Consider the following 10354-nt stretch of genomic DNA (forward strand, 5'->3'; position numbering starts at 1 on the left):
GCCCCGCCGGCGTTTGAGGCGCGGGGCAGCGGTGCCGTGCGCGACCGCGGGGCCGGGGCGGAGCTCCGGGGAACGGGCGAAGGGCGGGTAGGGGACGCCCCGCAGGGCCGTACACCCGCACCCGCCCCGGGTCGTCGGTGGCAGCGTCCCTGGCCGGGCCGCGGCGGACGGAGTACCGGTGCAGTGGCGCGCAGCCGGGGAGCACAGCCGGGGACCGGGAGGGCAGGCGGGGCCGGGAGGAACTAAATGCCCAGCTGCGCCATCGTGAGCTTCGCGATGGCCTCCTTCGGGCCGTCCAGTTCCACCGACGCCGAGGCCTGCCGGCCGAAGCAGAACAGCGTGAGCTCACCCGGTTCGCCCGTCACCGTCACCACCGGCGCACCCTTGTGGGCCACCGCCGTCTGGCCGTTGGGGCGGCGCAGGACCAGGCCGACCGGGGAGCGGCGGCCCGTCAGGCGGGCCAGTTTCTCCAGGCGGGACCACAGGGAGTCGGAGAAGACCGGGTCGAGGGTCCGCGGGGACCAGTCCGGCTGGGCGCGGCGCACGTCCTCCGCGTGGACGTAGAACTCCACCGCGTTCGTCACCTCGTCGATCTGCTTCACCGAGTAGAGCGACATCTTCGGCGGACCCGTGCGGATCAGCTGGATGAGCTCCTCGTACGGCTTGGCCCCGTACTCCTCCATCGCCTTGTCCAGGCGGGTCTTCAGCACGTTCAGCAGCAGCCCGCCCGCCGCGTCCGGGCGGCGCTCCCGGACCACCACATGAGCGGCGAGCTCCCGCGTCCGCCAGCCTTCGCACAGCGTCGGTGCCTCCGGGCCGGCCGACTCCAACAGGTCGGCCAGCAGCAGTCGTTCACGCTTCGCATGGGTAGACATGGCGGCCAGCCTACGGCTGGAACCCGTCCCGTGCCTGCTCATCAGGCGGACAGGGAGCCTTGATCGTCCTGCGGGCGCGGCACAATGGCGTGCATGAGTACGTCCTCCCTCGATCCCGCCATCGCCGCCCGCCTCAAGCGCTCCGCGGACGGTCTGGTCCCGGCCATCGCCCAGCAGTACGACACCGGTGAGGTGCTCATGCTCGGCTGGATGGACGACGAGGCCCTGCACCGCACCCTGACCACCGGCCGCTGCACCTACTGGTCGCGCAGCCGTCAGGAGTACTGGGTGAAGGGTGACACTTCCGGCCACTTCCAGCACGTGAAGTCGGTCGCGCTCGACTGCGACGCCGACACCCTGCTCGTTCGGGTGGACCAGGTCGGGGCGGCCTGCCACACCGGTGCCCGTACGTGCTTCGATGCCGACGTTCTGCCCCTGGCCGGCACTCCCGGCCCCACCGCCGAAGCCGAACAGGTAACAGGTAAAGGTGCCACGCATGGATCTTGAGACGTTCCGTAAGCTCGCGGCCGACCGCCGCGTCATCCCCGTGAGCCGCAAGCTGCTGGCGGACGGTGACACGCCCGTCGGGCTCTACCGCAAGCTGGCCGCCGAACGTCCTGGGACGTTTCTGCTGGAGTCGGCGGAGAACGGCCGCTCCTGGTCGCGCTACTCCTTCGTCGGCGTCCGCAGCGCCTCGACCCTGACCGTCCGGGACGGCGAGGCCCACTGGATCGGCACCCCGCCCGTCGGCGTCCCCACCTCCGGGGACCCGCTGGAGGCCCTGCGGCAGACCGTGGAGGCCCTGCACACCCCCCGCGACCTGGCCTCCGGCATGCCGCCCTTCACCGGCGGCATGGTCGGCTACCTCGGCTACGACATCGTGCGCCGCCTGGAGCGCATCGGCGAGCACACCGAGGACGACCTGCGGCTGCCCGAGCTGACGATGCTGCTCACCTCCGACCTGGCGGTCCTGGACCACTGGGACGGCACCGTCCTGCTCATCGCCAACGCGATCAACCACAACGACCTCGACGCGGGCGTGGACGAGGCCTACGCGGACGCCGTGGCCCGCCTCGACGCGATGGAGGCCGACCTCGCGCGGCCCGCCCCGTACACGCCGATGCCGCTGCCCGCCTCCGAACTGCCCGAGTTCTCCGCCCTGTGGGGCGGCGAGAAGTACCAGGCGGCCGTCGAAGAGGTCAAGGAGCGCATCCGGGCCGGCGAGGCCTTCCAGGTCGTGCCCTCGCAGCGGTTCGAGACCCCCTGCGAGGCCTCCGCGCTCGACGTGTACCGGGTGCTGCGGGCCACCAACCCCTCGCCGTACATGTACCTCTTCCGCTTCGAGAACGGCTTCGACGTGGTCGGGTCCAGCCCCGAGGCGCTGGTCAAGGTCGAGGACGGGCGGGCCATGGTCCACCCCATCGCCGGGACCAGGCACCGCGGCGCCACCCCGCAGCAGGACCACGACCTGGCCGAGGAACTGCTGGCCGACCCCAAGGAGCGCGCCGAGCACCTCATGCTCGTCGACCTGGGCCGCAACGACCTGGGACGGGTCTGCGAGCCGGGCTCCGTCGAGGTCGTCGACTTCATGTCGATCGAGCGGTACTCCCACGTCATGCACATCGTGTCGACCGTCACCGGGCACGTCGCCGAGGGCAAGAGCGCCTTCGACGTCCTCACCGCCTGCTTCCCGGCCGGAACGCTGTCCGGCGCGCCCAAGCCGCGCGCCATGCAGATCATCGAGGAGCTGGAGCCCACCCGCCGCGGTCTGTACGGGGGCTGCGTCGGCTACCTCGACTTCGCGGGGGACTCCGACACCGCCATCGCGATCCGCACCGCGCTGCTGCGCGACGGCAAGGCGTACGTCCAGGCGGGCGCCGGGGTCGTGGCGGACTCGGTGCCCGAGCTGGAGGACGCGGAGTGCCGCAACAAGGCCGCCGCGGTGCTGCGCGCGGTGGGAGCGGCGAACCGCCTCCACGGCGTCTGAGCGGGTAGGGGATAGTGGGGTACGTGAGTGCCGTACCCCCGCCCCGAACCGATCAAGCCGACGCCGACCCCGGGCCCGATCCCGAGCCCGGCGCAAGAGGCGGCGGCCGCCGCAGCGTGGCCGTCGCCCTGCTGCTCGGCACGCTCGGCGCCACCGTCGTCCTGCTGGCCTCCGGCCGCGTCTGGGCCCGGGGCGTCGCCGCCGTCGGCGGCGGCTCGCTGCCGCTGAGCGCCGACGGGCGGGCCGTCACGGGCCTGCCGGCGGCCCTGGCCATCGTCGGGCTCGCCGCCCTGGTGGCCGTCTTCGCCGTACGCGGCAAGAGCCGGCTGCTGGTGTCGGGGCTGCTGGCGCTGAGCGGTCTGGCCGCCGGGGCGGCCGCGCTGGCCTACGCCGACGGGCGCCAGGCCCTGGACGCCGCGGCGGCCCGTACGACGGCCGACACCGCCGCGCACGTGGCCGACCTGACCCGGACGGCGTGGCCCTACGTGACGGCGGCCGGTGCGGCGCTGATCCTGGTGGCGGGGCTGCTCGCGCTGCGTTTCGGCCAGGCCTGGCCCGCCATGGGCGGCCGCTACGAGCGCGACGGCAGTCCCCGTCCCCGCAAGGCGGCCGTGGTGGACCCGGACCGGCCCGAGGACCTGTGGAAGGCCCTGGACCGGGGCGAGGACCCGACCGGCCGGGACAAGACCCTCTAGAGCCGGGGGACACCCGCCACGGCCCCCGACGGGCAGCCGGGCGGACCCCGTTAACACCCCTGCCACCTGGTGCGGGACAATGACCATCGAGCGTTCGACACAGCACGTGTGACGTGCGACAGAGCAACCAGACCAACGAGGAGCAACTCATGGCGGGCACTAGCCACGGACACACCCCGGCCGCCTGGACCGGTGTCATCATCGCCTTCATCGGTTTCTGCGTCTCCGGCGCCTTCATGGTGCTGGCGAACCCGCTGGGCTTCTGGGCCGGCCTCGTCGTCGTCGCGCTCGGCGGTGTCGTGGGCATGGCCATGAAGGCCGCGGGCATGGGTGCGCCGAAGGCCACCCACACCGACCTCGCCGAGGTCATCGCCGCCAACCGCGTCGTCGCGAAGGTCTGAGCGGAACCGTACGGATCGAAAGGCGCGGCCCTGTCGGGCTGCGCCTTTTGTCATGAGCGGAGAGAATCAGCGGGTGGACGCCTCACGTACTCCAGAACTCGCGCCGTCGGTGCCGTCCCCGGTGCCCGCGGAGCGCGCCGTGCCGACGGCGGCGGACCCGGCCGGTCCTGCGGCCGCGCCCGTCTCCCGGGCCCGGCGCCTGGCCACCCCGGCGCTCACGCTGGCCGGGGCCGCAGCGGCCCTCGCGTACGTGGGCACCGTGGATCCGAACGAGCCCGGCCACTATCCGGTCTGCCCGCTGTTCCGGCTGACCGGGGCCCTGTGCCCGGGCTGCGGCGGGCTGCGCAGCGCACACGCGTTCGCCCACGGCGATCTCGTCACAGCTTTCGGGGCAAATGCCATGGCGGTCGTGGGCTACTTCGCCTTCGCCGCCTTCATGGTCCTGTGGCTGGTTCGCGCCTGTCGCGGCGGACCGGCCCCCAAGGTCGTCATGAGGCCGCTGTACTGGTGGGGGATCGGTGCGGTGGCGCTCGTCTTCTCGGTTGTCCGGAACCTGCCCGCAGGGTCTTTCCTGGCGCCCTGACCTGCGGGTGAAGGCCGGATTCCGAATGTCCACTCCATGGGACGCCGCCCCGCGCGTGCGGAGGGCAAGGCGTCCTGCGGATACCATTTGAACTGCTGACCTTGCAGTTGTACGTGTCTGCAAGGCGGCCGACCGTCATCGACCCGGAAGGGGGCCGCTCGCGTGAGTGTGCTCGACGAGATCATCGAAGGGGTCCGCGAAGACCTTGCCGAACGGCAGGCCCGCGTCAGCCTCGACGAGCTCAAGGAGCGTGCCGCCAAGGCGCCCCAGGCCAAGGACGGCGTCGCTGCCCTGCGCGGCGACAGCGTCAAGGTGATCTGCGAGGTCAAGCGCTCCAGCCCGTCAAAGGGCGCGCTGGCCGCCATCGCCGATCCGGCCGGGCTCGCCGCAGACTACGAGGCGGGCGGTGCGGCGATCATCTCCGTCCTCACCGAGCAGCGCCGTTTCGGCGGCTCGCTGGCCGACCTGGAGGCCGTCCGCGCCCGCGTGGACATCCCGATCCTGCGCAAGGACTTCATCGTCACGGCGTACCAGCTGTGGGAGGCCCGCGCCTACGGCGCCGACCTCGTGCTGCTGATCGTCGCGGCCCTGGAGCAGGAGGCCCTCGTCTCCCTCATCGAGCGGGCCGAGTCCATCGGCCTCACCCCGCTCGTCGAGGTCCACGACGAGGAGGAGATCGAGCGTGCGGTCGCGGCGGGCGCCAAGATCATCGGCGTCAACGCCCGCAACCTGAAGGACCTCAAGGTCGACCGCTCCACGTTCGAGCGGATCGTCGGCGAGATCCCGGCCCACATCGTCAAGGTCGCCGAATCCGGCATCCGAGGGCCGCACGACCTCATCGCCTACGCCAACGAGGGCGCGGACGCCGTCCTCGTCGGGGAGTCCCTGGTGACCGGCCGCGACCCGAAGGCGGCCGTGGCCGACCTCGTCGCCGCCGGCGCCCACCCCGCCCTGCGCCACGGGCGGAGCTGACCCCACCCATGGCCCACGACCGCCCCTCCGTCCGCACCCGGCCCGGCTCCCGCCTGGCCGGAGTGCCGACGGCGCACGCGCCCCTGGCGCGCGGCTGCCGCCCCCGCGGCTGCCGTGCCCCGGCCCGGCGCGTGCACGGGCGTCGGGTCCGGTACGTGATCGGCTCCGAGCCCGGTCAGGTCAACGGCATGCGATGGCGACCCGGAGTCGCGTCGTAACGAGGCCGCCCGGACGGTGTACGTCGTACACCCCGTCCGTCGGCGTCCCCTTCGCGGTCCGCCGCCCGAGCCGCCGGCTCCGGCGCGGGCCGCCCCGTACCGTACGTGTCCACGCCCCAGCGGGGTGTGCGCGTGGCGGGCGGGCGGCGCAATACGGTGAAGACATCCGCGTCGCATCCGTAGGAGTACCTGGGCATGTCCAGCGCCAGCAGTTTCTTCATCCCGGACCCCGAGGGTCACATCCCCAACGCCGAGGGCTACTTCGGCGACTTCGGCGGCAAGTTCATCCCGGAGGCGCTCGTCGCCGCCGTGGACGAGGTCGCCGTCGAGTACGAGAAGGCCAAGGGCGACCCGGCCTTCGCGGCCGAGCTCAACGACCTGATGGTCAACTACACGGGCCGCCCCAGCTCCCTCACCGAGGTGCCCCGGTTCGCCGAGCACGCCGGCGGCGCGCGGATCTTCCTCAAGCGCGAGGACCTGAACCACACCGGCTCGCACAAGATCAACAACGTGCTGGGCCAGGCGCTGCTCACCAAGCGCATGGGCAAGACCCGCGTCATCGCCGAGACCGGCGCCGGGCAGCACGGCGTGGCCACCGCCACCGCCTGCGCCCTCTTCGGCCTCGAGTGCGTCATCTACATGGGCGAGATCGACACCCAGCGCCAGGCGCTGAACGTCGCCCGCATGCGCATGCTGGGCGCCGAGGTCATCGCGGTGAAGTCCGGCTCCCGGACCCTGAAGGACGCCATCAACGAGGCGTTCCGCGACTGGGTCGCCAACGTGGACCGCACCCACTACCTCTTCGGCACGGTCGCCGGCCCCCACCCCTTCCCGGCCATGGTCCGCGACTTCCACCGGGTCATCGGGGTCGAGGCCCGCCGCCAGATCCTGGAGCGCGCCGGGCGCCTGCCCGACGCCGTCGCGGCCTGCGTCGGCGGCGGCTCCAACGCCATCGGCCTCTTCCACGCGTTCATCCCGGACGCCGACGTCCGCCTGGTCGGCTTCGAGCCCGCCGGGCACGGCGTGGAGACCGGCGAGCACGCGGCCACCCTGACCGTCGGCGAGCCCGGCATCCTGCACGGCTCCCGCTCCTACGTCCTGCAGGACGAGGAGGGCCAGATCACCGAGCCGTACTCGATCTCGGCCGGTCTGGACTACCCGGGCATCGGCCCGGAGCACTCGTACCTCAAGGACGCGGGCCGCGCCGAGTACCGCGCGGTCACCGACGACCAGGCGATGCAGGCGCTGCGGCTGCTCTCGCGCACCGAGGGCATCATCCCGGCGATCGAGTCGGCGCACGCGCTGGCCGGCGCGCTGGACCTCGGCAAGGAGCTGGGCAAGGACGGCCTGCTCGTCGTCAACCTGTCCGGCCGCGGTGACAAGGACATGGACACCGCCGCCCGTTACTTCAACCTGTACGACACCAACGCCTCCGAGGGGGAGACCAAGTGAGCGGCAACATCGAACTCCTCTCGGCCACCCTCGCCAAGGCGAAGTCCGAGGACCGCGCGGCCCTCGTCGCCTACCTCCCGGCCGGGTTCCCGACCGTGGACGGGGCCATCGAGGCCGTCAAGGCCGTCATCGCCGGCGGCGCGGACGTGGTCGAGATCGGCCTCCCGCACAGCGACCCGGTCCTGGACGGCGCGATCATCCAGACCGCCGACGACATCGCCCTGCGCGGTGGCGTCAAGATCGCCGACACGCTGCGGACCGTCCGCGAGGCGCACGAGGCGACCGGGGCCCCGATCCTGGTCATGACGTACTGGAACCCGATCGACCGCTACGGCGTCGAGCGGTTCACCGCCGAACTCGCCGCGGCCGGCGGCGCGGGCTGCATCCTGCCCGACCTGCCGGTCCAGGAGTCCGCGCTGTGGCGCGAGCACGCGGAGAAGCACGGTCTCGCGACCGTCTTCGTCGTGGCCCCCAGCAGCAAGGACGAGCGCCTCGCCACCATCACGGCGGCCGGCTCCGGCGTCGTCTACGCCGCCTCCCTCATGGGCGTCACCGGCACCCGCGAGTCGGTCGGCGACCAGGCCGCCGACCTGGTGCGCCGCACCCGCGCCACCAGCGATCTGCCGGTCTGCGTCGGCCTCGGCGTCTCCAACGCCGCCCAGGCCAAGGAGGTCGCGGGCTTCGCCGACGGTGTGATCGTCGGCTCGGCCTTCGTGAAGCTGCTGCTGGACGCGCCGGACCTGCCGGCCGGGCTGGCCGCCGTACGGGCGCTGGCGGGCGAGCTCGCGGAGGGCGTGCGCCGGGGCTGACGGGCCGCGCGTTCGATCGGGCAGCCGGACCCCTGAGCGGGTTCTGTAGTCCGATCGGGTGGAAGTAGGGGCAGGGAGGCACGAGAGTGCCTCCCTGCTTCGTTTGGCCGAACGTGAGCGACATGAACGACGGTGCGAACCGCGATGCGACGAAACGATCGGCCCGCGAGCGACTCCAGCTGGAGCGCGAGCGGCAGAAGGCCAAGGACAAGCGCCGGCGGACCCTCGTCGTGTCGGCGGCGGTGGTCGGCGTACTCGGTCTGGCGGCCGTCGTCGGCCTGATCGCGGCGAACACGGGCAAGGGCGGCTCGTCCGCCAAGGGCGGCCCGCTGGTGGCCCCCTCCGGAGCCACCGGCACCGACGCGCTCGCCATCCAGACCGGCAAGGCCGAGGCCCCCTCCACGCTGACCGTCTGGGAGGACTTCCGCTGCCCGGCCTGCAAGGCCTTCGAGACCAACTACCGGGACACCCTCCACGAGCTGGAGGGCAAGGGGCTCCTCAAGGTCGAGTACCACCTGGTCACCCTGATCGACGGCAACATGGGCGGCAACGGCTCGCTCAGGAGCGCCAACGCGGCGGCCTGCGCGCAGGACGCCGGCAAGTTCACCGCGTACCACGACGTGCTCTTCGAGAACCAGCCCGAGGAGACCAACGACGCCTTCGGGAAGAACCCGAAGCTGCTGGAACTGGCCGGCAAGGTGGACGGACTGGTCACCCCGGCCTTCCGCACGTGCGTCGACGACGGAACGCACGACAGCTGGGTGAAGAAGTCGCAGGACGCCTTCCGCGCCGGCAAGTTCCGCGGGACCCCGACCGTTCTCCTCGACGGCAAGGACATCTTCGGGGACCAGGCGAATCCGCTGACCCCGCAGAAGCTGAAGGAGAAGGTGGAGGCGGCCGGCAAGGGCGCCGGCGGCGCGAAGACCTCCGCGTCCCCCTCCGCTTCCGCTTCCGCGTCCCCGTCGCCCTCCGCGTCGGTTCCGGCCAAGGCCTCCTCGGCCCGCTCGGGCTCCCCGTCCTCCCCGTCGGGTTCCGCCTCGGCGCGTTCCGCGGGCCGTACGTCCACGGGTTCGACGGGCTCGGCCGACCGTTCGCCGGACCACGCCGGGATGCCCATGGACCACTGAGGGCCGTCTCGATTCGGCAGCAGCTTGCCGGACGGGTTGTGGTACCCACCGTCCGGCAAGGTAGCGTCGGGTCTTGCCATGAACCTTGCCTTCATTCCCAGTCCGTCGACGGGCGTGCTCCATCTCGGACCGATCCCGCTGCGCGGCTACGCGTTCTGCATCATCATCGGCGTCTTCGTCGCCGTCTGGCTCGGCAACAAGCGGTGGGTCGCCCGCGGCGGAAAGCCGGGCACGGTCGCGGACATCGCCGTGTGGGCGGTGCCGTTCGGCCTGGTCGGCGGTCGCCTCTACCACGTGATCACCGACTACCAGCTGTACTTCGTCGAGGGCCGCAACTGGGTCGACGCCTTCAAGATCTGGGAGGGCGGCCTCGGCATCTGGGGCGCGATCGCGCTGGGCGCGGTCGGTGCCTGGATCGGCTGCCGCCGGCGCGGGATCCCGCTGCCGGCCTGGGCGGACGCCCTGGCCCCCGGCATCGCGCTGGCCCAGGCCTGCGGGCGCTGGGGCAACTGGTTCAACCAGGAGCTGTACGGCCGCGCCACCGACCTGCCGTGGGCGGTGGAGATCACCGACGGCCCGAACCGGGTCGCGGGTACCTACCACCCGACCTTCCTCTACGAGTCGCTCTGGTGCGTCGGCGTCGCCCTGCTGGTGATCTGGGCCGACCGCCGCTTCAAGCTCGGACACGGGCGGGCGTTCGCGCTGTACGTCGCGGCGTACTGCGTCGGGCGCGGCTGGATCGAGTACATGCGGGTCGACGAGGCCCACCACGTCCTGGGCCTGCGGCTCAACGTGTGGACCTCGATCGTGGTCTTCGTGCTGGCCGTGGTCTACCTGGTGCTCTCGGCGAAGCTGCGGCCGGGGCGCGAGGAGATCGTGGAGCCGGACGCTGACGCCGTGGCCGGCGCCGAGGACGGGGACGGCCCGGCCGGGGCTGCGGACGCGAAGTCCGGCGCTGCCGAGTCCGGTGACGCCAAGTCCAAGGACGTGAAGTCCGACGAGGTGAAGTCCGAGGACACGGGGGTCGAGGACGCGAAGTCCGGCGCTGCCGAGTCCGGCGACCTGAAGTCCGAGGACTCCGTCGAGGCCGTGGCGGGCGACGGGGCGAACGACGCCGCGGTCGAGGACGCCGAGGCGGCGGACGAGGGCGGCAAGGACAAGGCCGGGACCGCCGAGGCCAAGAAGCTCTGACCGCACCGCCGGTCGAACGGGAGGGGCGCCGCGCATCCGCGCGG

11 protein-coding genes and 1 pseudogene are annotated in these 10354 nt (G+C 72.4%); 11 read left to right on the top strand and 1 reads right to left on the bottom strand.

The genetic code is table 11. The features are described 5' to 3' along the window. Positions 1 to 242: 242 nt before the first annotated feature. The gene (locus tag ACWGDE_RS30870; protein ID WP_453392324.1) at positions 243 to 875 is read right to left on the bottom strand and encodes a TIGR03085 family metal-binding protein; all 633 of its coding nucleotides are present in this window, start codon (positions 873 to 875) and stop codon (positions 243 to 245) included. An 84-nt stretch (positions 876 to 959) separates the two neighbouring features. On the opposite strand from ACWGDE_RS30870, the gene hisI reads away from it, so the two are divergent. The 11 genes and pseudogenes from hisI (at position 960) to lgt (ending at position 10310) form a co-directional block, all read left to right on the top strand. After that, positions 960 to 1382 carry a phosphoribosyl-AMP cyclohydrolase gene (gene hisI, locus ACWGDE_RS30875; protein ID WP_453392325.1) on the top strand — a complete coding sequence of 141 codons (423 nt, stop codon included), beginning with the start codon at positions 960 to 962 and terminating at the stop codon, positions 1380 to 1382. Further along, positions 1372 to 2862: an anthranilate synthase component I gene (locus tag ACWGDE_RS30880; RefSeq protein WP_453392326.1), complete on the top strand. Its 1491-nt coding sequence runs from the start codon at positions 1372 to 1374 to the stop codon at positions 2860 to 2862. The genes hisI and ACWGDE_RS30880 overlap by 11 nt, the downstream gene beginning before the upstream one ends. A gap of 14 nt (positions 2863 to 2876) precedes the next feature. Continuing rightward, positions 2877 to 3557 (top strand): TIGR02234 family membrane protein, encoded by a 681-nt coding sequence (locus ACWGDE_RS30885; protein ID WP_453392327.1) that lies wholly within the window; start codon positions 2877 to 2879, stop codon positions 3555 to 3557. A gap of 149 nt (positions 3558 to 3706) precedes the next feature. Then, positions 3707 to 3958 carry an HGxxPAAW family protein gene (locus ACWGDE_RS30890; protein ID WP_453392328.1) on the top strand — a complete coding sequence of 84 codons (252 nt, stop codon included), beginning with the start codon at positions 3707 to 3709 and terminating at the stop codon, positions 3956 to 3958. A gap of 73 nt (positions 3959 to 4031) precedes the next feature. Beyond that, a complete protein-coding gene (locus ACWGDE_RS30895; RefSeq protein WP_453392329.1) occupies positions 4032 to 4541 on the top strand; it encodes a DUF2752 domain-containing protein in 510 nt (169 codons plus the stop codon). A gap of 162 nt (positions 4542 to 4703) precedes the next feature. Continuing rightward, the gene (gene trpC, locus ACWGDE_RS30900; protein WP_214949762.1) at positions 4704 to 5513 is read left to right on the top strand and encodes an indole-3-glycerol phosphate synthase TrpC; all 810 of its coding nucleotides are present in this window, start codon (positions 4704 to 4706) and stop codon (positions 5511 to 5513) included. Between the two features lie 8 nt (positions 5514 to 5521). Further along, on the top strand, positions 5522 to 5731 hold the full coding sequence (gene trpM / locus ACWGDE_RS30905) for a tryptophan biosynthesis modulator TrpM (RefSeq protein ID WP_453392330.1): 210 nt from the start codon (positions 5522 to 5524) through the stop codon (positions 5729 to 5731). A 195-nt stretch (positions 5732 to 5926) separates the two neighbouring features. Further along, positions 5927 to 7183 (top strand): tryptophan synthase subunit beta, encoded by a 1257-nt coding sequence (gene trpB / locus ACWGDE_RS30910; RefSeq protein ID WP_453392331.1) that lies wholly within the window; start codon positions 5927 to 5929, stop codon positions 7181 to 7183. After that, complete coding sequence (trpA, locus tag ACWGDE_RS30915) at positions 7180 to 7992, top strand: tryptophan synthase subunit alpha (protein WP_453392332.1); 813 nt, start codon at positions 7180 to 7182, stop codon at positions 7990 to 7992. Before trpB ends, trpA begins: the two co-directional genes overlap by 4 nt. A 122-nt stretch (positions 7993 to 8114) precedes the next feature. Continuing rightward, positions 8115 to 8900, top strand: a pseudogene (locus tag ACWGDE_RS30920) (DsbA family protein); the annotation flags it as partial. A 297-nt stretch (positions 8901 to 9197) separates the two neighbouring features. Further along, positions 9198 to 10310 carry a prolipoprotein diacylglyceryl transferase gene (gene lgt / locus ACWGDE_RS30925; protein WP_453392333.1) on the top strand — a complete coding sequence of 371 codons (1113 nt, stop codon included), beginning with the start codon at positions 9198 to 9200 and terminating at the stop codon, positions 10308 to 10310. Positions 10311 to 10354 lie beyond the last annotated feature (44 nt).

It is taken from the genome of Streptomyces sp. NPDC054956, assembly GCF_053609185.1.